This window comes from Dyadobacter sp. CY347 (genome assembly GCF_021502655.1).
Classification (GTDB): domain Bacteria; phylum Bacteroidota; class Bacteroidia; order Cytophagales; family Spirosomataceae; genus Dyadobacter.
On the sequence record NZ_JAKFFT010000008.1, the window covers coordinates 203,393 to 228,042 of the forward strand.

Genomic DNA, 24,650 nt, shown 5'->3' on the forward strand with positions numbered 1-24,650 from the left:
AATGTTACATTCAATAACAGGCTACGTTTACACCTGCAATGATATTTTTAATGTCAGCGCATACCGATAAATCAGAAATACTATACTATTTTTGGAAAAAATTAGACTTTTTGAAAAGACTTTTATCCATAACACTTCTAGGCTTACTCTTGTACAACACGTTTGGACTAGCTGTCGCTGTGTTATGTTTTGATAAAGAATTTGAAATAGCTAAAAAGTCTGAAAATCCCTCAAAACAAGAAATTTTAGCCATTCCCGCGCCTTCACTTCCTTACACAACCTCCTGGGAAAATGAAGATGGAACAGCCGGACTGATCAAGAAAGATGGCGAATTTTACAATGTTGTTCATCAAAAAATCGAGAATGACACGCTGTTCGTCACCCTCCAGTCCAATGCCTCTGCGCGTGAACGGTTCTTTGAGCTAGCGGGCAGTATGAATGATTTTTCGGATAGCGATAAAGATAAAAAATCACCTTCCAAGCGCGCACTGAAGCTCCTTAACGACCTGGTCAAAAGTTATTTGCCCATTGAAACCCGTTCCCGACTGGCTTTCGAATGCGTAATGCTTACCAATTCAGTCTCTTTCAGGGATTATTCTGCCTCACCAGGATCATCTGCTCCTTCCTTCGAATCGCCTCCGCCCGAATTTTCTTAGCTTTTACAGACTTTATTAATCACTCTGGCTCAGCTTCCTGCCCTGGAAATGCTGCTGCTATGTTCCATTTTACAATCTGAAAAATCTAAGATCAATGAAAAATACATTTACGCTCCTGCTTGTGGCGTGCCTTTGCATTACACAACTTACAAACAATGCTTTCGCTCAGGGCTGTGTGGCTATTCGCGGCATGAGCCACGCGGGCGCAACTTCTGCTGACTTTTTCAAACAGCAAAACGGTAAATTCCAGGTCAATGCAGGTTATCGCTTTTTCAGGTCATATAAACATTTCCGTGGGGATCATGAAGAAAAAGAACGCGTTGAACAAGGAACAGAAGTGATCAATGTGGCGCATGCACTGGATCTGGGGCTTACTTATCAGCCAAATATGCGCTGGTCAGTCACGGTTACGTTGCCTGTTCAGCACAATGACCGCTCGTCCCTATACGAGCATTATGGCAACCCGGTTGCTTCCAATCCTGAGCAAAAACGCTTTCATACGAGCTCAAAAGGAATCGGCGATTTGAGAGTTTCGACCAGTTACTGGTTGAGAGATCCGATGAAGATGCCAAAATTTAATGTTGCAATTGGCGGCGGGGTTAAGCTTCCTACCGGCGACAAGGCGGTTGAAGGGGAATTTCATAAACTGGACAAAGAAGGCAACGATTATACGATCGTAAAGCCAGTGGACCAGTCCATTCAATTGGGCGATGGCGCAGTGGGTTTCTTCCTGGAAACGCAAGGATATGTTTCTTTCACGCCGAAAACGGCACTTTATTTCAACGGTTTCTATTTGTCTAACCCCAAAGAACACAATGGTGTAAACCGCAACCCACAATCGGCGACAATTGATCCGATCGTTGGCTATTTCGCTGCTGTTGACCAGTTTGCGGCCCGACTTGGTGTAAGCCAGGCGCTGGGTGGCGGATTTTCTGTATTGCTGGGCGGTCGTGCAGAAGGAGTTCCTTCAAGTGATCTGATCGGCAGCAGCAAAGGTTATCGCCGTCCGGGTTACGTCATTTCGGGCGAGCCTGGTGTGGCGTATATCAAGAACAAATTCTCAGCATCCCTTTCCGTTCCCGTCGCGTTATATCGCAATCGTACGAAAAGCTATGCTGACAAGCAGGATGTTACTGGCAAAGCACACGGTGACGCAGCGTTTGCGGATTATTTGATTTCATTTAGTGTAAGTCGCTGGTTTTAATTCGAGCTTGTCACGTTGGGCGGACGGGGCCGCCCCGGTCGAAATGTCGCTACGGACGAAGGATAACGTCCTACCTGCGCTTCGGCTCCGCTCAGCGTGACAGACATCGGATCACTTCCAACTTGGAATGATCCGGCTGCCTTCCTCGGTTTCTTCAATACTCAGATACGTCTGGATTTCCTGCTGCAAATCCTCGACGTGGCTGATAATTCCGACGATGCGGTTTTCTTTTCGCAACGATTTTAATGTTTCAAACACCGTCTGCAACGCATTTTTATCCAGCGAGCCAAACCCTTCATCCAGGAAGAAGAAATTGTGCTTTGAGCCACTTCTGACGTGAATGTGGTCCGCCAAAGCCAATGCTAACGACAATGCAGCCTGGAATTTCTGTCCGCCCGACAAGGTTTTCAGCAAGCGCAAATGCCCGCCATTCAATAAATCCCTGACCCAAAAACTGTTGCCTTCACCCAGTTCCAAATGCAGTTGCTGGTGTGTCATCTGGTGGAAACGATGATTAGCAGCCTGAATCAGATTTTGCAGATAAATGCTCGACGCATAATCCACAAAACCACTGGAACGGAACAACTTGGTGAGATCGTCCAAATGCTCTTTCCGCAATTGTAAACGCGCTTTTTCCGTTAGTAATGCAGCTTTTTTTGCCAGATCTTCGGCCATTTTCTTTAATAACCTGTCCAATCCGCCCTCCTCTTTCCGAAATGCATTTAAGCTTTCTGTTAAAGTTTCTTTGGCCTTGATGATCGTTTGATGCTGGTCAGGATCGTATTGATGCTCCGCGTTTTCTTTCAAAAGGTTTTCCAGATCTCTCGACGCCGTATCCAAAGAGTATTTGAATGTTTCAATGGCCTTTCGTTCCGCATCAATCTGAATGGGTTTTTGTAGGATTGCCTTCACCTGATCTTCCGATTCAAAATCAAATGCTCTCAGTTGCATTTCGACGTTGATTTGCAAGCTGGTAAGGTCGCTCTGGCTGGAATCCAAAGTGGCCTTTAATGTTCCCTGCGAACCGGAAAGCATATCTTTTTCCTTCTGAACACCGTCCAGATCCTTTTCTGATTGCTCGAAAAGGCTTGTTATTTCTTTGTAACTATTTTTGAATGCGGTGATTTTTTCTAAAATCGCTGTTTTAGGCTGGTCTTCAAATTCGCGCAAATTGACTTTCTGAAGTTGACCTGCTAATGTCAGAACCGTATTTTCGAAACGCAAAATCTCATCTTTCAAGCTCTGCAGAGGCCTTTCGATCTTCTCTGTTTTTTCCAGATTTTCGGTTTCAATTTTTGCCGAAAGCCCTTTAATAGCGGCTTCTGCTTCTTTTATTTCCGCCTGATTTTTAGTGATTTCCGCAAAATGTTTTTCGAAACCAGTGCGGTCATTTTTATCAAATTTATTCCAAACAAAAAGCTTCTCATGCGCGTCAATCTGCACTTTTGCATCTGCCCAGCGCTGCTTAATGGTCGCTTTCAGCTTTTCTAGGTTATCGATTTGATTAAAAATTCTTTCAACCGGCGCTTGTGAAGCACGGATGGCTTTTTCTTTTCCGGCTAATATTGAAAGGGCACTTTCCACAACTTTAATGTGCTCATTAACAACATTGTCCGCATGCAAAACCGCAGGATGATGCGCTGACCCACACAATGGACAAGGTTCCCCATCCACAATCGCGCCCGCATATTGATGCAATGCCAGCTTCGTATGCAGCGACAGCAATTCACTGTTTTTCTCTTTTGATTCGGCTTCTGATTTGGTTAAAAAAGATTGAATAGCGTGTTGAAAAATCTCTAATGAAGCATTCTCGCCAAGGTTAAGTGTGAAAGCGCCATTCACATCATTAATTTTGGCGGCGAGCATTTGTTGCTGCGCAGCAATGTCTGCTTGCAATGTTTCCGCTTCCATTTTTACAGACTGCCGTTTCTCAACCAATGCATCATAAGTCGTAAACCAGGCCTTGATCTGGCTTATCTCCTGAATGTCAGCAAGAGCGTTTTTTCTAAGTTCATTTTCTGCTTCTATGTCTTGCTTTTGCTTGGTTAAGCGCAAGATGGATGCTTCTTTTTCTTTAAGCTGCTCATTTCCCCGTGTTAATGCTTCCTTCCTTTTTGCCGCAGAAACCCGATTATCAATGATTTGAATGATCTTTTCCAATTCATCTGCCGTATCCAGCAACGCTTCCCGCTTTTCGTATTGCGGTCTTAGCCGGGCCAGCAACTCGAGCTGCTTTTCAGACAGCTTAGTCAGCTCATCCAGTCTCGTTTTATTGTTTTCAAAAATCTTCTGATCGCGCGCAATGCCGGCAATCAATGTATTTTTTTGATCCAGGATTGATTTAAAATGCAGCGAACACGTTTCGAAAATCTTTAACGTCGCTTCCCGTTCCTGCATTTGCGGGCGCTGGGTTTCCAATGTTTGCAATTGATTTTGCAGCACACTGACTTTCTCCGCCGTTAATTTAAGTTTCTGAAACGACGCTTCCAGCTCAGTCTGAACGCGCAATTCTTCACTTACTCTCTTGATTTCCAGCTTTACTTCCTCGCGCCGCTTTTCTTCCGCCTCCACCATTTCGGCGGTTACTTCCCCCAAGCCGGTCAGCTGGCCGGCCACATTGGACATGGCGAGGTCATTTTTCTTGGTTAATGACCCTACATTCCGGCTCAGATCGTACTTTTCGAGCTGGAAAAGCTCTTTCATCATCCGCGTTCGTTCGGCATCACGCAGCTCAATGAATTCCTGGAAACGCCCTTGCGGAATGATAATCGTCCGTCGGAAATTGTCGTAACTCAGCCCAATAATGCTTTCAGCATTTTCGAATTCAGCAAGCGGAACCCAATTTTCGTCCTGCCAGATATATCCGCGGCGGTCAAAGGTTTTTACATCCTTAAAATTTTTGCTGTTGCGCTTTCCCCGGACAGTGAAACGGTAACGGTCTCCATTTTTCCCTGCAATGCATTCAAAATCAACGAGTAACTCATCCGAACGCAGGTTCATCATGTTGTACGTGCGGTCGTCACCCTTGCTGTTGAGCCGCTCTGTGTCACCGTACAATGCGAATGTAATGGCTTCAAGAATAGAAGATTTCCCACTTCCTACCGCACCAAAAATACCAAACAGGGACGCATCCGTTAATGCATTAAAATGGATTTCCTGCTCGGTCTGGTAAGAATACAGGCCTTTGATTTTGAGATAAATAGGGATCATATGCTATAAACTTGCCAGCAGATCATCCAGATATTCCCGGCTGTTGCTCAGCCTTGGAACCTTGTTTTGTCCGCCCAGCTTGTGAAGTTTTCCCATCCAGGCGTAAAATGTGCCCGAGGGAACAAAATGGACTATGGGCATCAAAAGCGCCATGTCCTTGTAACGTTTGGCGTCGTAATCTGAGTTGACTTCCCGCAATGCTTCATCCAGCAATGCTATGAAATGTTCGCGGTCGTCGGGTTCTTTCGTAAATTCAATGATCCACTCGTGCCGCCCGCGCGAACCGTCGCCCATGTAAACGGGCCCGGCTGTATAATTCGCAACCAGGGAATCGGTTTTTTGGGTTGCTATTTTCACTGCATAATCCGCATTCTCCACAATCACTTCCTCGCCAAATGCATTGATAAAATGTTTCGTCCGGCCGCTTACTTTAAGCCTGAACGGATATGTAGAAGTAAACTTAACCGTGTCCCCGATCAGATAACGCCATAATCCGGCATTGGTAGAAATGACCAGCGCATAATTTTTTCCGATTTCCACTTCATCCAAAAGCAATGCTTTCGGATGCGGCTTACCCACTTCCTCAACAGGCACAAATTCATAAAAAATGCCATAATCCAGCATCAACAGCATTTCCCCTATCCTGTTTACATCGTCCTGAATGGCGAAAAAGCCTTCGGAAGCGCTGTAAGTTTCCAGATACAACACCTGGTCTGACGGAAAATATTTGGTCATAAATAAATCCCTGTATGGCTCAAACGAAACCGCGCCATGTACGAAAACTTCAAAATTGGGCCAGACTTCGAGCATATGCTTCTTGCCTGTCAGTTCCAGGATTTGATCCAACAAAACAATGGTCCAGGTTGGCACACCCAAAATGCTCGTCACATCCTCCTGAGAACATATTGAAGCCATTTTTTCAAGCTTGCTTTCCCAATGGTCCATTAATGCCACGTCCAAAGGCGGCGTGCGCATAAACTCTGCCCAGGAAGGCAAATTCTGCATAATAACCGCTGAAACGTCGCCTATCTGCGTGTAATCGTCAAACGGATTTGCGTGCAATGTGCCGCCTATCGACAAACCTTTGCCGTCAAAAACACGCGTATCGGGCCTGTTGTTGATGAGCAGCGTCATCATATCCTTACCACCTTCGTAATGGCATTCTTCCAGTGCTTCGGGTGATACGGGCAGAAATTTGCTCCGCGCATTGGTCGTTCCCGATGATTTGGAAAACCAATCGATCTGGGACGGCCACATGACATTTGGCTCGCCGCGCAGCACGCGTTCGATGTAAGGGTAAATTTCTTCGTAGGCGGAAACGGGCACTTGGTCCTGGAACTCTTTAATCGTCCGGATCTGGCCGTAATTGTATCTGCTTCCCCACTCCGTATATCGCGCAGTCTCAATTAATTCTGAAAAAACGCGCTGCTGGGTCTCAATGGGGTATTTCATAAACTGCTCGATCCTTTCGAAGCGCCGCTTCAAAAACCAGACAGTCATATCATTAACCAGCTTCATGAGTAAATCAGTTAGGAACTTAGCATTGCAATTTGTAAAAATAGCAATAAAAAATGGTGAGAGAACAGTTTACACGCGTTCCCTCACCAGACATTTTAAGTTTGATCCGTTAAGACCTCGTACTAAACTTTCTATAAATAAAGAGCAGGATCACCGCTCCTAAAATGGCTATGAAAAGACTGCCGAAGTTAAAACCATCAACTGTTCCGTAACCAAGCATTGAAGAAATCCAGCCACCAACGACGGCACCCGCGATACCGATCAGAATTGTTACAATAAAGCCGCCCGGATCTTTTCCAGGATGAAGGGCTTTGGCGATTGCGCCTGCAATCAGGCCGACGATGATCCATGTGATGATTCCCATAATGCTTAGTTTAGATTAATGTTTGATTGACCTCAACATTTAAAAAAACTATGCCCTGAGAAGCCTATTTGTCATAGAACATGTTGCTGCCGCCCGCTTTCCGCTGGATCGTAGATGTAATTTCCTGACTATCTTCCTCTTGCAATGTGCGGGCATTTTTCAGCTGCCGCGTAATGCGCGTTCCTGTGATTTTGAAAAGTGCTTCGCTCAGCAACGGATCTTTTGGGTTACCATAAGGATAAAGAATGTTGCCCTCGCTGGCCGCGATATCCGGCGTGAAACCCACATTGTAATCCGATTTTTTGTCCTTGTTCAAAGATTTTGAAACAATAGGCTGCAATCCCCATTTCACTTTCTTTTTGGAATCCGTTAATGTTACGGAGCCTACATTTTTACCCACCGTTTTTCCTCCTACCAGCGTCACATTCATATAAGGTTTCAAACCATTAATGAGCAATTCACTAGCCGACGCCGAACGCGAAGAAACAAGGAAAACAACATCGTTCAGCTGCGAACCAATGTTCTGGCTCTTACTGGCGAACTTGTCATAAAAATAAGTTTCGCCATATTTCTTCATGTTCGTTTCCGTCACTTCCGTGTTGTATTCTTTGTAGTAAAAAATATCATTGGCAGCCGCCTTAGCAATTAAGCTCGCCAGGTTCGTCGCTGAACTCACGTAACCGCCCGGATTATAGCGTAAATCGACGATCAACGCATTCACATTTGCATTTTTAAACTTGCTGAAAATATCATCAAGCTTTTTGTCATATTGCTTGTTATTAGCCTGAAACGGTTCCGGAATGAATTGATGGTAAACCACATAGCCAATTTTGTTTGCTCCAATGTTGTAAGTTGTATCAAAGAAAACAGGATCTTCCTGCAAAACCACCGGCGTGACGTCACGTTTGGTTGTTCCTTCCACTAATGCATTTTCCGCATTGATTGTCGCCAGTGTATAAGTGAGTTTTTCCTGGGAATTGAGGAGCTTGCTGTAATTATCGCCCGTCAATTTCTGACCATTTACGCTGCTGAAAATATCGCCTCTGTTAAAACCAGCCTTATCCGCCGGCGAATCCGGCAACACATAAAGCACAACGCCGATCACATTCTGGCTGCCTGTTGGGAAATAAGTAAGCTTGTATTCCATTCCGGAAGCCTTTGACTGGCCGCCCAGTGACGCTTCCAGTTCCTCAGCGCTTTCCTGGATCCACGAAAAACGATCGCCATCCGGCCGCGCCGCCGCATCATAGCGATATAAAAGTGATTCGAAGAATGAGGCAGGATCTTTGGAATAATCTGGCTTGGTGGTCATGTTATCGTTCCAATAATACCAGTATTTCATGTTTTCGTAAATCCACTGATTTGTCTCCGTTTCGGTCGCGGGATCTACATTTTTTTCTTTGCATGAAAGCACTGCTGCGCTGATGGAAAGAATGGCCAGTAATAGTTTGAATTTCATAAATGGCTACGCATTTGCTAAAAAAACCTGCTCGATAATGTCACATGCCTGTTTCATCTGTTTTTCATTGATCACAAGCGGAGGCGCAAAACGTATTTTATTACCATGCGTAGGCTTGCAGAGCAGCCCTTTTTCCATCATTTTATAACAAAGGTCCATGGCAGTGTGGCTGTCTTCCGTATCATTGATCACGATTGCATTCAACAAACCCTTTCCTCTAACGACTTCAATCAGAGAACATTGTTTTTGTAAATCAACTATTCTGCTTCTAAAAAGCTGACCCATTTTCTCAGCATTTTCGGCCAGATTTTCATCTATAACTACTTGTAATGCAGCAACCGTAACCGCGCAAGCCAAAGGATTTCCACCATACGTAGAACCGTGCTCCCCGGGCGCAATCGTCAGCATCACTTCATCATCCGCCAACGCAGCCGAAACAGGCATTACGCCACCAGAAAGCGCTTTTCCAAGCACAAGAATATCCGGTTTGACATTATCCCAGTCGCAAGCAAGACGCTTCCCTGTGCGCCCGATGCCCGTTTGGACTTCGTCGGCGATGAACAGCACATTGTATTTCGTACAAAGCTCCCGAACACCTTTGAGATAACCTTCCTTAGGAACTACGACGCCAGCCTCTCCCTGGATCGGCTCGACCATAAAGCCCGCAATGTTCGGATCGGATTTAAATGCATTTTCCAATGCTTCCAGATCGTCAAAAGGGATTATTTCAAACCCGGGTAAAAACGGTCCGTAGTCATTCGTGCTCGAAGGATCAGTCGAAGCGGAAATCGCTGCTAATGTTCGTCCCCAAAAGTTACCCGAAGCATAAACCGTTTTCGCTTTATTCGGCTCAATCCCCTTCACTTTATATGCCCACTTCCGTGTCAGTTTCAAAGCAGTTTCCCCGCCTTCCACGCCGGAATTCATCATCAGCACTTTATCAAAACCAAAATACTCGCAAAGAAACTGCTCACATTCCCCCAGCTTATCATTATAAAATGCCCGCGAAGTCAATGTTAACTTCTGCGCCTGCGCAACCAAAGCATCCACAATCTTCGGATGACAATGCCCCTGACTAACAGCACTATAAGCAGACAAAAAATCCAGATACTGTTTCCCCTCCACATCCCAGACATGCACCCCCAGCCCGCGTTCCAAAACAACCGGCATCGGCTTATAATTATGCGCTCCGTAGCGATATTCCAGCTCCATAGCCTGCTGGGAAGCATTCATTTCAATCGTGTCTGTATAGCTTGCCATTATTGATTTATGTGTAAGTCAGGTTGATTTTATATGTTATGTAAAAATAAGGAAAAGAAGACGAATGTTTATCTTTGTAAAAGGCGGGATCGACTTTCAAGTCAAATGTTTCTGAATTTAAATACGAAGATTATGAAGCTCCAATATATTTCAGACAGCCAGGGAATTACAACCGGTGTTTACATTCCCATCACAGAATGGAATGCACTGAAATCCAAATATGCAGAAATTGAACAGGAAGAAACGGACAACATTCCACAATGGCACAAGGATGTAGTTTTGGATCGATTAGCAAGCTTCAAAAAAAATCCTGAGCAAGCACAAGATTTTGACACAGCACTAGATGAAATTGAAAAAGATCTTTAATGTATAAAGTTTCAATCCTACCATTGGCTAAGCATGACATTCAGGAAGCTGCAATTTGGTATAACGAGCAGCAGCCAGATTTAGGAAAGCGATTTATTAAATTTATCAGAAGTAAGGTTAAACAAATTTCCGAGAATCCGCAGCTTTATCCGGTTCGTTATCACTCCGTTCACACGGCGATTGTTGATGTATTTCCATTCATGATTCACTTTGTGGTAAATGAGGTTGATAGGACAATTTTGATAACGGCTGTGCTTCATACAAGTCTGAACCCGGAAAAGTGGTTTGAAAGACAACAATAAATTAACAAAGCTTGAATCATCCGCTGTTCCGGCGTAGCTTTGCAGTATAATCTCAAGGGGTGCCCTACCGAACGGGCTGAGATCAAACCCATATGACCTGATCCGGGTAATGCCGGCGTAGGGAGAGAAAAGCAACCATTTGATAGGTGGCCCCTGCCTGTTGTAACCAAAAAATCGCAATGCGAAACGTTACTACCTATCTGTTTATATTCATAATCAGCACATTATCCTTCCGTTCTGCATTCGCACAACGATCCATTTCCGGCCGTGTTACCGATGCGGAAGACGGAAAACCACTGCCCGGCGCAACCATTAAAGCCAGCGACATCCGCGGCACACAAACCGACGGTGCAGGGAATTTCAGTCTGCGCAACATTTCCGAAAACATTGGAGCATTAGAAGTCTCATACATTGGTTATCAAACCCAAAAGCTGCCCTTAACCAATGATAACCAGCTGGAAATTAAGCTTAGCAAAAGCACATTCCAAGCCGATGAAGTGATTATCAACGCAACACGCGCCAATGACAAATCCGCCATGGCATATAGCACGGTCACAGCGGAAGCCATTGATAAACAAAACCTTGGACAAGATTTGCCCGTTCTCCTCAACTTCACACCATCACTCGTGAGTACGAGTGATGCTGGTGCGGGCATAGGTTACTCGGGCATACGCATACGGGGCTCGGATGCAACGCGGATTAATGTGACTGTCAATGGGATTCCCTATAACGATGCGGAAAGCCAGGGCGTGTTTTGGGTGAATATGCCGGATTTTGCTTCCTCCGTCAGCAGCATTCAGATTCAACGCGGCGTCGGGACTTCGACGAATGGCGCAGGGGCTTTCGGAGCGTCGGTTAACATTAATACCAATGCATTCCGCGAGGAAGCTTATGCGGAATTGAACAACTCTTACGGGTCGTTCAACACATTCAAAAACACATTGAAAGTCGGTTCCGGGCTGATTAAGGAAAAGTTTACATTTGATGCACGGCTGTCGCGCGTTTCGTCGGATGGTTATGTGGATCGGGCTTCTTCGGAATTGCATTCTTATTATTTGTCGGGAGGCTATTTTGGTAAAAAGAGTTTTGTGCGGGTAAATGTGTTTTCCGGAAATGAGCGGACTTACCAATCGTGGAATGGCGTGCCGGAAGCGAAATTGCGTGGCGATCGCGAAGGGATTTTGAGTTACATTGACCGCAATGGTTTGGGAGAAAAAGATGCGCAGAACTTGCTGGACTCTGATGACCGGACTTACAATTCTTACACTTACAAAAACGAAATTGATAATTACCGCCAAGATCATTACCAGATCGTTTCGTCGCACAATTTAAGCGATAAATGGATTTTTAACCTCAATGCATTTCTTGTTCGAGGATTAGGATATTATGAGCAATCGCGGGTGGGTGATGATTATAGCAATTACAATTTGCCCAATGTCGTAGTGGGCCAGGATACGCTTACGAGCACGGATCTGATCCGTCGCCGCTGGCTGGATAATTATTTTTACGGCTCCACATTTTCATTGGAATACAACAGTTTCAAAAAGCTGACTGCGAGCTTCGGCGGCGGCTATAATTACTATGACGGCGATCATTATGGCCGCATCATCTGGGCACGCAACGCTGGGAACATTGAAAACGACCATCAATATTATTACAGTAAAGGCATTAAGAAGGATTTTAACATTTACGGAAAAGTTTATTACCAACTCACGCCCAAGCTAAATGCATTCGCAGATTTGCAATTCCGAAATGTAAGTCACAACATTCAAGGAACGGACAACGATCAGATTGCATTGGCAACGGACGAATCTTATTCATTCTTTAATCCAAAAGCAGGGTTGACCTATCAACTGGCGGATCAAAGCTCGGTTTATGCATCTTATAGCGTAGGAAATCGCGAGCCAAACCGCGATGATTTCACTTCCTCAACGGCTGGTTTGTTTCCAAAAAGCGAGCAATTACAAAATGTGGAAGCTGGCTTCAAAACGCAACGCGGCATATTTGGTTTCTCGGCCAATTATTACTTGATGGCTTACAAAAACCAACTTGTTTTAACAGGCCAGATCAATGATGTCGGCAACTCAGTTCGCGTCAATGTTCCAAAAAGTTACCGCACAGGAATTGAGCTTGAAGGCGCAATTGCGCTGAGCAAATCTTTAAAATGGAATGTAAACGCCACATTCAGCCAGAACAAGATCAATGATTTCACCGAATATGTCATCAATTATGACACCGGCGACTATAACACGATCAATCATGGGAAATCAGACATTTCCTTCTCTCCCAATGCCATCGCCGGAAGCCAGCTGACCTACATAATCAGAAAGGACCTCGAATTGGCATTGCTGAGCAAATATGTAAGTAAGCAATATCTGGACAACACTTCTTCCGAAACCCGCAAACTGGACGCCTATTTTACCAACGACGTCCGCCTCTCCTGGACGATCAGACCAATCTGGGCACGTGAGATTTCCTTTAATTTATTGGTAAATAATGTGCTCGAAGAAAAATACGAATCCAACGGTTATACCTACGGATATTTCGCGGGCGGTGCATTAACACAGGAGAATTTCTACTTCCCGCAGGCAGGCAGGAATTTTCTGGTTGGGGTGAATTTTAGGTTTTGATTCTCATTTAGAAAATCTGGGTTTGTAGGTCATGGTTTTTCTTAAAATTGGTTTAAGTTTGAACTTGCTTAAACCAATTTTCACACTATATAATAAAATGAACGACGAAACGCAAACAACCTTTGGGCTAGGAACAGGACTTTATACAGTTCCTGACATTGCAGCTATATTACACCTCCCCAAGTCAAAAGTCAGGAGATGGCTTAAAGACTATTGGAACAACCAGTTTTCAACAGACGATCAACCGGGATTTTCAGACGGTTTCGGGAACGAGCTTGTAACCAACTTCTATACATTAATTGAATTCTTCGCTTTTTACCAGCTCAGGCAAGAAGGGGTAACTACTCAAAAAATCATTAAGGCTCATAAAGTGCTTGGTGAAACATTCGAAACAAAATATCCATTTGCAAAATCCAACATTCTCACGGATGGCCGCCATGTTTTGTTTTCAGGCAAAGTGGGAGAAATAATTCGGGCTGACGAGACTTTACAAATAACTATCAAAGAAATATTCGAGCCATTTTGCAGGAAAATAGATTTTAACAAAAACGACCTTGCTGAACGGTTCTTCCCATTGGGAAAAGATCACAGTATTGTCATTGATCCTAAAAGGCAGTTTGGCCAGCCAGTAATAGGCAATACAAATATTCTTTCCGAGAGTGTATTTAATCTATTCCGCGGCGGCGAGTCCGTTGAAGTAATTCAAAGACTTTATGACTTAACGAAAGCACAGGTGAATGATGCCATTTTCTATCACCAGCACGCGGCATGACGAGAATTTACATTGACGAAAACATTTCCCCACATATCGCCGCAGGATTAGACATTTTAGAGAAACCACTAGGATATAACTTTGAAGTTGTGTCGATAATAAGCGTTTTTGGAAAAGGCGCTCTGGATGAAGATTGGTTGCCAAAAATTGGTACTGAAAGAGCCGTGGTAATTACCCAAGATCTAAACATCCATAGAACTAAAAGTCAACGACGCCTTTTTGAAGAACATAAAGTGGGCGTTTGTTTCCTAAGTCCGCCATCAAAGAACGGATATCAATATTGGGAAATGGTTGAACAAATCATCAGGCGCTGGCAGGAGATAAAAAAGCTCTGCAAGGAGCAGCGACCGTTTGCATTTCGCTGCACTTCGAGAAGTAGCGCTTTTGAGCGTTTGTAACCAATGCACTTTTCTTGTCCAACGAAGGTGTGACCTTACTTCTTTCTCCCTAACTTTGCCGCATGGAATTGAAAAATGATCTTTTGCTTCGGGCGGCGCGTGGGGAGAAAACGGAACGCACGCCTGTTTGGATGATGCGGCAGGCTGGCCGGATTTTGGCTGAATATAGGGCCGTTCGTGAGAAGGCCGGAAGTTTTATCAAGTTGGCTACAACGCCGGAAATGGCTGCCGAGGTTACATTGCAACCAGTTGATTTGTTGGGTGTTGATGCGGCGATTATATTTTCTGACATTCTGGTGATTCCCGAAGCAATGGGATTGCCTTATGAAATGGTGGAGAAAAGCGGGCCGATTTTTCCTGCAACAGTTCATACAATTCAAGATCTTGACAAACTGCACATTGCGGAGCCGGAAACGGATTTGAAATATGTGCTGGATGCTATTAAGCTGACAAAAGACGGCTTATACGGACGTGTTCCGCTAATCGGTTTTGCCGGGGCGCCTTTTACGATTTTCTGTTACATGACGGAAGGCAAGGGTTCTAAGACATTTTCAGTCGCCAAAAAACATCTTTATGCCGATCCTGAATTCTCGCATTTATTGCTTCAAAAAATAACGGATAGCACGATTGCTTACCTGAAAGCGCAAGTTGTGGCGGGTGCTAATCTGGTTCAAATCTTTGATTCCTGGGCCGGAATCTTGTCGCCGGAACAATACAACACATTTTCTTTACCTTACATTAAGCAGATCTGCGACGCTATTGATGAAGTTCCGGTGACCGTGTTTGCCAAAGGCGCATTCTTCGCGCGGAAAGCCATTAGCGAGCTTAGTTGCTCGGTTGTGGGCTTAGATTGGAATATGGACATTGCGGAATCACGAGAACTGATCCCTAATAAAACGCTTCAAGGGAATCTTGATCCCTGCGTGCTGTATGCTTCCTATGATCAGATCCGGAAAGAGGTGAAGAATATGGTGCAACAATTTGGCACACAGCGTTATATCGCCAATCTGGGTCACGGCGTTTATCCGGACACTGATCCTGATAAAGTGCGCTGTTTCATCGAATCCGTTAAAGAATTTTCTTCCTAGCAATTCCTTTTTATGTCTCTACCCAAAACAAAATGCATCTTCCTCGACCGTGACGGAGTGCTGAATGAGGATTGCCCGGATTATTTGTATGAGTTGGAAAAACTGGTGATTCCCGAAGGCGTTGTGGAAGCACTTCAAGCTTTGAAAAAGGCTGGTTATCTGCTGGTTGTAATTACAAATCAGGCTGGCATTGCGAAGGGACTTTATAATGCTGACAATGTTTATGCCATTCACGAAGCTATGCAGCAGGCATCCGGCAATGCATTGGACGATCTTTATTTCTCACCTTATCATCCGAATGTTTCAGGCGTTTCGCTTTCCAGGAAACCTGGTTCGCTCATGCTTGAAAAGGCGATTGCGAAATATAATATAGATGTTGAGCAGTCCTGGATGATCGGCGACCGGGACAGGGATATGGAGGCAGGACGAAATGCGGGGGCGAAAACAATTCAGATTGTTCCAGAAAATGAAGCGTCAACAGGTGATTTTGCTGCGGTCAGTTTGTTCGAGGCAGCTAAAATAATCCTGGAAGGTAAAATTTAGACTCTTTCAGCCTGCGCTGGTTGCGTTGCTTTTTGCGTAGAACCGTAAGCAGGGCAAGCATGTTTGGTGCAAGATGCAAATGCCAGTGAGCCGCAAATCGCAAGGAGAAGTAATGTCTTTTTCATTTTCCTGTTTGTGTAAAATTTGTCACCGCAAAAATATAAAAAATAATTCTTTGAATGAGTGTTTTAGTTTGACTAATAACGAACTCATTCAAAGAACTTTATATCAATGGTCAGATTTTTGTTTCTGCTAATGTTTCGACCAATTCATCCTCTTCTTCGATCGGTTCCATTTCTGTTCCAACATTCTTTTCAGGAACAACGAACGACTCTTCTTTGAAGCCTAAGATTTTAAGCATGGAATCGCTGTTCTGCTCTTCTGCAAAAACACGCGTTACGATCTTGCCATCTTCATCTTTATCGACCAAAACGTGTTTCGGCGCAGGAATAAGGCAATGCTGAATGCCGCCGTAACCACCCAAAGATTCCTGGTAAGCGCCCGTGTGGAAGAATCCAATGTATTGTTTCTCCGAATCTTCTTCAAAAATCGGCATATACAAATCGGCGCTGTGCATTTCGCTGTTATAAAAATCCTGTGAATCGCACGTTAATCCTCCCAAATTGACCTTTTGATAAGGACTATCCCAGTTATTGATCGGCAGCATGATGTATTTCTGGTTCATGCCCCATGAATCCGGCAGCTGCGTAATGAACGAGCCATTGATCATATACCAAAGCTCTTTGTCGTTTTGAAGCTTTTTGTCAATGATCTCGTAAATAACAGCGCCGCTCTCTCCAACCGTATAACTTCCGAATTCCGTGAAAATATGCGGAACAGGAACATTGTTCTTGTTACAGATCCACTGAATGTTCTCAATGATCTCATCGATCATTTGCTGGTAATCGTATCCGGCCTGCAAAGAAGTCTGGATTGGTAACCCGCCACCGATATCGATGGAATCCAGTTCAGGACAAATTTTCTGCATTTCGCAGTATTTGAACATAAACCTCGTAAGCTCGCTCCAATAATAAGCACTGTCCTTAATCCCCGTATTAATGAAGAAATGCAGCATTTTCAGCTTAAACTTCGGATTAGACTCAATCTTTTCCTTATAAAGCTGCTGCACATCATTATACCGGATTCCCAGACGAGACGTATAAAAGGCAAAGTTCGGCTCTTCATCCGTTGCAATACGCATCCCGAAATTGACCGTATCCGCTGTCACCTGCTGTTCGTAAGATTCGATCTCTTTAAGGTTATCCAGGATAGGAATAACATTAAATCCTTCATTGATCAACTCGCTGAGATACTGCGTGTAACGCGGCAGCTTGTAACCGTTTGCCAGAATAAAGGTGTTTTTGGTTACCTTGCCCCTGCGGTACAGTTCGCGGATAATGGGTATATCAAAAGACGAAGAAGTTTCAAGATGTATATTATGCTTCAAAGCCTCTTCCAGCACAAAGCTGAAATGTGAAGACTTCGTGCAGTAACAATAAGTGTAGCTTCCTTTGTAATTATGTCTTTTGAAAGCATTGCGAAAAAACATATTGGCGTTTTCGATGTGCTCCCCGATCTTCGGCAGATAGTTGATTTTTAACGGCGTACCATGTTCTTTGATGATATCCATCAGTGGTACATTGTTGAACAGCAATTCGTTATTATCGACGTTGAACTCCATAGTAGGAAACTCGAACGTCTGCTGAATCAGGTCAATGTAGCTTTTCATTGATTTGTTTGTCGCGATAGCAATTAGTGAATTGGAAGTTAATAACTAAGACAAAAGACCCGAAAATTGGTCAGAATATGTGTCATTTCCAAACATCGATTACATCTAAATCATTCCCTTACCAACGCAATTTATCTCCCGATTTGCCAAGTTCATACCTTAAATAATCCGTTTAATAAATTTTCGATTGTTCGCATTGCCCCTACCAGCCTACTTTTGGCGCGTTAGTTTTCTTGACTTTCATCAAATCAAACCATCAGCCATGCAATTTTCGAAAAATCTATACTTCCCGAACCGCAAAGACAGGCGCGTAATTTCTGAATTATGCTGTCAGGCACCATTTGAAATCTGTGTCGCTACGCTCTGAGCATCAGCGCTTACCTGGCAACAGAAAACTTTAAACATTTTGAAAGTTTTCTTAGTTTATTTCAGCCGAATATTTCAAATTTGCTCCCGTGAAAGAGCGAATTATAAAATCAGCCCTAAATCTGTTCTGGCGCTACGGGATCAAGAGCGTTACCATGGATGATATTGCCAAAGATCTGGGGATTTCGAAGCGGACCATTTACCAGCATTATTCGGATAAGGAAGCCATTTTAGCATTGGTAATCCAGAAAGAGATTATGGACCAGAAGTGTGAAATGGAGAAGCTGGAAGAGAAAGCAACCAATCCGATTGAGCAAATGATGTACTCGTCGACGCAAATGCAGAACACGCTTTCTGAAATGAACCCGGCTTTGCTATACGACCTGAAAAAATACTATCCAACCGCCTGGGAGCAATTTGAAACTTATAAACATGAATTTTTGCTCAAAAGCATCCGTGAAAATCTGATCATAGGCATTGAGCAAGGACTTTACCGGCCTGATATAGATGTAGATGTGCTCTCGCTGCTGCGGATAGAACAGATCGTGATGGCTTTTGACCCGACTATTTTTCCGCAGAAAAAATTTAACATGATGCATACCCAAATGCAATTCCTGCTCCACTTTTTGCGGGGCGTCTTATCGGAGAAAGGATTTGAATATTACAACACCATAAAAGACAGATCAGCAATTGAAATCAATACCCATGAAAAATGAACAAATCATACGCCGCAGCCTGATGCTGCTGGCAATTTTACTCAGCTTCGGCCCGCTTCACGCGCAGGATGGGAATTTTTCCCTAGAACAGGCCGTGGATTATGCGGTCAAACACAATTTGAATATTAAAAATGCGCAACTGGATGCACTTTCAGCCGAGGCACGCATTGGAGAAGTCAGGGCGGCTGGTTTACCACAGCTAAGCGCAGCCGTTTCGGTAACCAATAACATCATTATCCCAAGGTTTTTCCTTCCCGCCAATGCTTTTGACCAAACAGCTCCTGCGGATGCGCCGCCTGCTGCGGTGGAATTCGGGATTCCCTGGCAAGGTTCGGCGTCCGCGAATTTGAACCAGCTCATTTTCAGCGGTTCTTATTTTATCGGTTTAAAGGCGGCGGCAACCTATCGCGAATTGTCGCAAAAATCGACTACATCATCAAAAATATCTGTTGCTGAGGCTGTTACAAAAGCCTATTACTCAGCACAAGTAGCCGAAGAACGCGCAAAGTTGCTTGACCTCAACATTTCCCGTGTGGATTCGCTCATGCGCGAAACGAAAATCATGAATGAAAGTGGCTTTGTAGAACTTCTGGATGTAAACAGGATCGAAGTTCAGATCAATAACCTGCAAACGGAACGTCAAAAAGTGCAGAATCTCATTGAACTTAGTTATGCTTTGCTGAAATTTCAGATGGCAATGCCTGCTAATGAGCCGATTAAGCTTACGGACGACATCAACGCAGTGAATGTCGATTCGCTCAGGGCATCTTTGGTTAGTAACGACCTTAACTACGAAAACCGAATTGAGTATTCTTTGTTGAACACCCAGGAAAAATTGGCTGGCCTGGATCTGCGCAATGTGCGGAGTGGCTATCTGCCCAGCTTGTCGGCTTCGTTGGGATATGGATACAATGCTGGTTATGATAAATTTTCACAGTTGTTTACCGACAATTGGTATAACAACATGGTCTTAACCGTTAACCTGAACATTCCGATTTTCGACGGTTTTACCAAAAGATACCAGATTAACCAGAAAAAGATCGCGATCGAGAAGGTTAAAAATAACCAGACATTGCTGAAACAGTCGATCGATCTTGAAAATAACCAGGCGAGCATTAACATTAAGAATGCATTTGCCACGCTGGAAACGCAGAAGCGTAACCTGACGCTCGCGGAAGAGATCGTTCGTGTTTCGAAGATCAAATACAAAGAAGGCGTTGGCTCAAACATCGAGGTAATCAATGCGGAATCTTCTCTTAAAGAAGCGCAGACAAACTATTTTACAGCGCTTTACGACCTGATGATCGCCAAAGTGGACCTGAGCAGGGCCAAAGGAGAACTTTATACCGAAAAATAAGCATCACATTAACACAAAAACAAAATTTGAAACTGCTATTTACCTATATCATGAAAAGACATATTTTAATTATTACAGCCATGACCGTCCTGCTTTCAGCATGCGGCGGGGGAGAAAAAAAAGAAGGCCTTGCAGGTAAAAAAGAAGAACTGGCCAAGCTGAAATCGGAGCGTTCTGAGACAGAGAAAAAGATCAAGGCTCTTGAAATCGAGATCACGAAAATGGATCCTAACAAAGCTGCCGAGGCAAAAGTAAAGCCGGTAAGCATTGATACATTAAATGCCGAAACATTCCGTCATTATGTAGAATTGCAAGGCACAGTGGATGCGAAAAACAATGTGATGGTAACGCCAAAATCAGCCGGCGTGATCGTGGCGATGAATGTGCGTGAAGGCGATAATGTAAAGGCTGGATCTGTGATCGGAAAGATCGATAACAGCATTCTTACCGAGTCCATTGAGGAATTGAAAACGCAAATGTCGCTGGCCAACACCATTTACGAAAAGCAAAAAAACCTTTGGGACCAGAAGATCGGGACCGAAGTGCAGTTTCTGCAGGCGAAGAACAACAAAGAGGCTTTGGAAAGAAAGCTGAGCACCCTGAATGCGCAATTATCCCAGACAAACATTGTTTCGCCGATGTCCGGAGTGGTGGATATGGTGAATGTGAAGGTGGGAGAAATGGCTTCTCCGGGAGTAGGCGTCGTTCGCATTGTTAACCTGAGCAATCTGAAAGTGACTGCAAAAGTGTCTGATACTTATGCTGCCAGCGTGAAGAGAGGCGATGAAGTGATTATCAAATTTCCTGATCTCAAAAAAGAATATAAAGCGAAGATCACATTCGTAAGCACTGCGGTGGACCCTTTGTCGCGGACATTTACAATTGAAGCAAACCTTCCTACTAGCAAAGACATTAAGCCTAATATGATGGCACAGGTGCAGATCAATGACGCGATCAGCAAAAATGCACTGGCGATCGATCAGAATTATGTTCAGAGCACAGAAAAAGGGAATGTTGTATATGTGGCTGTAACGGAAGGCAACAAGAAAATTGCTAAGGCCAAGGAAGTGAAAACCGGTTTGAGCTACAACGGAAAAGTTGAAATCCTTTCCGGTCTTACAGCAGGCGACCAGCTGATCACATTGGGTTACCAGGAAGTTTCCGACGGCCAGCCGATAAGCTATTAAGGCTATTCATCTCATTCAACATTAGCTATTTATGAAATTCGAAGAATATAAAACCTTAGGCTTCACCAACTGGTGCGTAGAGAATCGGACGACGATTTACATCTTTACGTTCATCATTACGCTTGCCGGGTTTATGGTCTATAATAACCTGCCCAAAGAGCAGTTTCCTGATATTAAGATCCCGCAGATCTATATAAACACGATTTACTTCGGGACAGCGCCTGCGGATATTGAAAACACGATTAATAAACCCATTGAAAAGCAGCTCAAATCGCTAAATGGTGTTAAGAAGATCAAATCCAATGCATTACAGGACGTTTCCGTAATCCTGGTAGAATTTACGCCGGATGTGGCTGTGGAAGTTGCACTCCAGCGAGTCCGGGATGCGATTGACAAGGCTAAAACGGACTTGCCGCAAAACCTGGATTCAGGGCCCACTGCCCAGGATGTGAACTTCTCGGAGTTCCCGATCATGAACGTGAACATTGCGGGTAACTTCTCCCTGAAACAGTTGAAGCAATACGCGGAAGACTTGCAGGATGGAATTGAAGCATTGCCGGAAATTACACGTGTGGATATTTTGGGTGCATTAAACCGCGAAATCCAGATCAATGTGAACCTGGACCGCATGAAATCATCCGGTCTGACATTCTTCGATGTTCAAACGGCTATCCAGAGTGAAAACATCAACGTTTCGGGTGGTGAACTGAATGTGCAGGGTGTGCGCAGGACGCTTCGTGTAAAAGGTGAGTATACCAATGTTGCTGATATGGCAAACATTCGGATCCGTACTGCAACAGGCGCCACGGTGCGGCTGGGCGATGTGGCCGAAGTGTCTGATAACTTTGAAGAACAACAGGATTTTGCGCGTTTGGCCAACAAAACGGTAATCACACTGAATGTTATCAAACGTTCAGGTGAAAACCTTGTGGACGCTGCCGATAAGATTGAGAATGTAATAGCCGAGTTTAAGGAAGACCGTTTTCCTCCGGGTCTGGATGTGAAGATCACCGCCGACCAGTCTATCCAGACAAGGGCCGATTTGCATGACCTTATCAACACCGTTGTTCTTGGTTTTATCTTCGTGGTAATGGTGCTTATGTTCTTCATGGGCGTTCGTGACGCGATTTTCGTAGGACTTTCCGTGCCGCTTTCTGCATTGGTCGCATTTGTAATGATGCCCATTATCGGGCCATTGGTAGGAACAGAATTCACATTGAACACCATCGTTCTTTTCGCCTTCCTTCTAGGTATAGGTCTTGTGGTGGATGACGCGATTGTGGTAATTGAAAACACGCACAGGCTTTTCAACAACCATAAAGACTGGACGATCCAACAGGCGGTAAAGGCTGCGGCGGGTGAAGTATTTATCCCCGTGCTTTCCGGAACATTAACGACCATTGCACCATTCTTTCCGCTGCTTTTCTGGACGGGTATAGTCGGGGAATTTATGAAGTTTATGCCGCTGACGCTCATTATCACACTGGGGGCATCGCTTTTTGTGGCTTATGTCATGAACCCGGTTTTTGCCGTGTCGTTCATGGGCCGTCACGATGATGAGAAAGAAGCACACGACACGAGTTTTAAAGCCATCCGCCGGCCTTTGATCATCCTGGTTGTAGCAGCTCTGATCGGTTATTTCATTGACAGGGGCGTTGGTAACTTCTTCGTATTCATCCTGATTCTCTGGATTTTTAACCATTATATTCTGACACCAAGAATCCTTGTTCCATTCCAGGACCGTTTGTTACCCGCTTTGAAAAACAATTACCGCAAGCTGATCGATTGGCTGTTACGCGGTTGGAGACCGGTTGTTGCCATCGCGATTGTATTCGGGCTGTTGATCTTCACATTTGTCTTAACCGGCATTGTGCAACCCAAAGTGCTTTTCTTCCCGAGCGGTGATCCTGATTATGTGTATGTGTATAACAAAATGCCGATCGGAACGGATGCGCGCGTGACCGATTCTGTGACCAAGATCATCGAGAAAAAGGTTTTTGATGTTTTGGAAAAAGAAAAAGCGATGGATATGGTGAACTCCGTGATTGCCAACGTTGGTAAAAACGCCGGTGACCCTTTTAACCCAGACCGTGCTGCAACGCCGCACAAATCCAAGGTTACTGTTGCATTTGTTTACGGAACAGAACGCGGCGGACGCTCGTCAGAAGCCATTTTGCGCAAAATCCGCGAAGCTGTAAAAGGCATTCCGGGAGCAGAAATTTCGGTAGAACGCGAAGCTGTCGGACCGCCGACTGGTAAACCCATTTCGATTGAAATTTCCGGGGATGATTTTGAAGTGCTGCAAAAACTTGAAAAGAGTGTTTTGCAAAAAGTGCAGCAATCGGGCATTGAAGGAATTGACCAGCTTCGTTCGGATCTGGTAACAAACAAACCGGAGATCGTCATCGACATTGACCGTGAAAAAGCACAGCGTGAGGGGATTAGCTCTCAACAAATCGCACTTGCCGTCCGCACCGCTCTTTTTGGTCTGGAAGTTTCCAAATTCAGGGATGATAAGGACGAGTATCCGATCATGGTTCGGTTGGAAAAAGATGACCGTGAGCAAATTGAGAAGCTTTTGAGCCTGAATGTGGTTTACCGCGATATGAATATGGGCGGGGCTTTACGCCAGGTTCCGATCACTTCGGTTGCTAACATTCATTATTCAACAACATTCAGCCAGATCAACCGTCAGGATCAAAGCCGGATCGTAACATTAGGCTCGGACGTTTTACCGGGCTATAATGCCAATGAAATCGTGGCACAGATACAGGCATTGATCCAGGATATGGAAGTTCCGAATGGTTATATTATCAAAATGGGCGGCGAGCAGGAAGAGCAAAACGAATCAATGGCCTTCCTTGGAACCGCATTCGGCGCGGCGATCCTGCTGATTTATCTAATCCTGGCGACGCAGTTCAACTCGGTTGTGAAGCCATTCATTATCTTCTTTACAATCCTGTTGTCGCTGATCGGTGTATTGCTGGGCTTTATTATTTTCAATAAGGATTTCTCCATCATTATGTCCGGTGTAGGGATTATTGCACTGGCCGGGATTGTGGTGAAAAACGGGATCCTGCTTATTGAATTTATCGAAGAGCTCCGTGGTCGCGGTTACCCCATGCGGGAAGCCATTATCGAAGGCGGTGCGATCAGGTTAACACCCGTATTACTGACAGCCTCGGCCGCTGTGTTAGGTCTTGTGCCGTTGGCGTTGGGTATAACGGTTGACTTTGTAGGTCTTTTCAGAAACCTGGAACCACATTTGATCGTGGGTGGACCGAGCTCCATTTTCTGGAACATTCTCGCCTGGACCATCATTTTCGGATTAACATTCTCGACGATACTTACATTGATCATGGTTCCGTGCATGTATTATGTTAACGAGCGTGTGCGGGATAAGTGGTTCAGAAAGGGCAAGCAGGAAGTTGTGAACCCGAATTGGCAAAACGAAACGATCTAGCATTAGAAAATACTGCCTGTCTCAATTTTTTTCAAATTGGAATAGGCAGTATTCCAAAAATT

General features: G+C 44.5%; 20 protein-coding genes and 1 riboswitch. Of the genes, 13 read left to right on the forward strand and 7 right to left on the reverse strand.

The genetic code is table 11. The features are described 5' to 3' along the window. Positions 1-110: 110 nt before the first annotated feature. Both L0659_RS19210 and L0659_RS19215 read left to right on the forward strand, forming a co-directional pair. Positions 111-656, forward strand: coding sequence for a hypothetical protein (locus tag L0659_RS19210; protein WP_235128221.1), 546 nt, complete (start codon positions 111-113; stop codon positions 654-656). 94 nt (positions 657-750) lie between these two features. Further along, positions 751-1,860, forward strand: coding sequence for a hypothetical protein (locus tag L0659_RS19215; RefSeq protein WP_235128222.1), 1,110 nt, complete (start codon positions 751-753; stop codon positions 1,858-1,860). 111 nt (positions 1,861-1,971) lie between these two features. Here L0659_RS19215 and L0659_RS19220 read toward each other — a convergent pair whose 3' ends face one another. From L0659_RS19220 to rocD, 5 genes are all read right to left on the reverse strand, one after another. Then, positions 1,972-5,070: an AAA family ATPase gene (locus L0659_RS19220; RefSeq protein WP_235128223.1), complete on the reverse strand. Its 3,099-nt coding sequence runs from the start codon at positions 5,068-5,070 to the stop codon at positions 1,972-1,974. Positions 5,071-5,073: 3 nt separating this feature from the next. Beyond that, positions 5,074-6,588, reverse strand: a complete 1,515-nt coding sequence (locus tag L0659_RS19225; protein ID WP_235128224.1) for a GH3 auxin-responsive promoter family protein — start codon at positions 6,586-6,588, stop codon at positions 5,074-5,076. Positions 6,589-6,697: 109 nt separating this feature from the next. After that, the gene (locus L0659_RS19230) at positions 6,698-6,952 is read right to left on the reverse strand and encodes a GlsB/YeaQ/YmgE family stress response membrane protein (protein WP_235128225.1); all 255 of its coding nucleotides are present in this window, start codon (positions 6,950-6,952) and stop codon (positions 6,698-6,700) included. A gap of 64 nt (positions 6,953-7,016) precedes the next feature. Further along, on the reverse strand, positions 7,017-8,411 hold the full coding sequence (locus tag L0659_RS19235) for a S41 family peptidase (RefSeq protein ID WP_235128226.1): 1,395 nt from the start codon (positions 8,409-8,411) through the stop codon (positions 7,017-7,019). A 6-nt stretch (positions 8,412-8,417) separates the two neighbouring features. Next, positions 8,418-9,671, reverse strand: coding sequence for an ornithine--oxo-acid transaminase (gene rocD, locus L0659_RS19240; protein ID WP_304488763.1), 1,254 nt, complete (start codon positions 9,669-9,671; stop codon positions 8,418-8,420). 132 nt (positions 9,672-9,803) lie between these two features. Here rocD and L0659_RS19245 point away from each other — a divergent pair, with 132 nt between their 5' ends. The 7 genes from L0659_RS19245 (at position 9,804) to L0659_RS19275 (ending at position 15,770) form a co-directional block, all read left to right on the forward strand. Next, positions 9,804-10,037 (forward strand): addiction module protein, encoded by a 234-nt coding sequence (locus tag L0659_RS19245; RefSeq protein ID WP_235128227.1) that lies wholly within the window; start codon positions 9,804-9,806, stop codon positions 10,035-10,037. Next, positions 10,037-10,339: a type II toxin-antitoxin system RelE/ParE family toxin gene (locus L0659_RS19250; protein ID WP_235128228.1), complete on the forward strand. Its 303-nt coding sequence runs from the start codon at positions 10,037-10,039 to the stop codon at positions 10,337-10,339. The genes L0659_RS19245 and L0659_RS19250 overlap by 1 nt, the downstream gene beginning before the upstream one ends. A 45-nt stretch (positions 10,340-10,384) precedes the next feature. Next, positions 10,385-10,481, forward strand: a riboswitch (TPP riboswitch). Positions 10,482-10,518: 37 nt separating this feature from the next. Continuing rightward, on the forward strand, positions 10,519-12,969 hold the full coding sequence (locus tag L0659_RS19255; protein ID WP_235128229.1) for a TonB-dependent receptor: 2,451 nt from the start codon (positions 10,519-10,521) through the stop codon (positions 12,967-12,969). 97 nt (positions 12,970-13,066) lie between these two features. Next, the gene (locus tag L0659_RS19260; RefSeq protein ID WP_235128230.1) at positions 13,067-13,741 is read left to right on the forward strand and encodes a DUF433 domain-containing protein; all 675 of its coding nucleotides are present in this window, start codon (positions 13,067-13,069) and stop codon (positions 13,739-13,741) included. Further along, complete coding sequence (locus L0659_RS19265) at positions 13,738-14,139, forward strand: hypothetical protein (protein WP_235128231.1); 402 nt, start codon at positions 13,738-13,740, stop codon at positions 14,137-14,139. The genes L0659_RS19260 and L0659_RS19265 overlap by 4 nt, the downstream gene beginning before the upstream one ends. A gap of 62 nt (positions 14,140-14,201) precedes the next feature. Further along, complete coding sequence (gene hemE, locus L0659_RS19270; RefSeq protein ID WP_235128232.1) at positions 14,202-15,227, forward strand: uroporphyrinogen decarboxylase; 1,026 nt, start codon at positions 14,202-14,204, stop codon at positions 15,225-15,227. Positions 15,228-15,239: 12 nt separating this feature from the next. Further along, on the forward strand, positions 15,240-15,770 hold the full coding sequence (locus tag L0659_RS19275) for an HAD-IIIA family hydrolase (protein WP_235128233.1): 531 nt from the start codon (positions 15,240-15,242) through the stop codon (positions 15,768-15,770). On the opposite strand, the gene L0659_RS26330 is transcribed toward L0659_RS19275, so the two are convergent. Then, complete coding sequence (locus tag L0659_RS26330) at positions 15,767-15,895, reverse strand: hypothetical protein (RefSeq protein WP_255727472.1); 129 nt, start codon at positions 15,893-15,895, stop codon at positions 15,767-15,769. The two genes, L0659_RS19275 and L0659_RS26330, sit on opposite strands and share 4 nt — an antisense overlap. A 110-nt stretch (positions 15,896-16,005) precedes the next feature. Next, positions 16,006-17,499: an arginine decarboxylase gene (locus L0659_RS19280; RefSeq protein ID WP_235128234.1), complete on the reverse strand. Its 1,494-nt coding sequence runs from the start codon at positions 17,497-17,499 to the stop codon at positions 16,006-16,008. A gap of 455 nt (positions 17,500-17,954) precedes the next feature. On the opposite strand from L0659_RS19280, the gene L0659_RS19285 reads away from it, so the two are divergent. Genes L0659_RS19285 through L0659_RS19300 form a run of 4 tightly spaced genes read left to right on the forward strand, consistent with a single transcriptional unit; the run spans position 17,955 to position 24,588 of the window. Beyond that, positions 17,955-18,581 carry a TetR/AcrR family transcriptional regulator gene (locus L0659_RS19285; protein ID WP_235128235.1) on the forward strand — a complete coding sequence of 209 codons (627 nt, stop codon included), beginning with the start codon at positions 17,955-17,957 and terminating at the stop codon, positions 18,579-18,581. Beyond that, entirely contained in the window at positions 18,571-19,938 is a 1,368-nt protein-coding gene (locus tag L0659_RS19290; protein ID WP_235128236.1) for a TolC family protein, read from the forward strand. The genes L0659_RS19285 and L0659_RS19290 overlap by 11 nt, the downstream gene beginning before the upstream one ends. A gap of 50 nt (positions 19,939-19,988) precedes the next feature. Further along, positions 19,989-21,125, forward strand: coding sequence for an efflux RND transporter periplasmic adaptor subunit (locus L0659_RS19295; RefSeq protein WP_235128237.1), 1,137 nt, complete (start codon positions 19,989-19,991; stop codon positions 21,123-21,125). 31 nt (positions 21,126-21,156) lie between these two features. Then, positions 21,157-24,588, forward strand: a complete 3,432-nt coding sequence (locus L0659_RS19300) for an efflux RND transporter permease subunit (protein WP_235128239.1) — start codon at positions 21,157-21,159, stop codon at positions 24,586-24,588. Positions 24,589-24,650 lie beyond the last annotated feature (62 nt).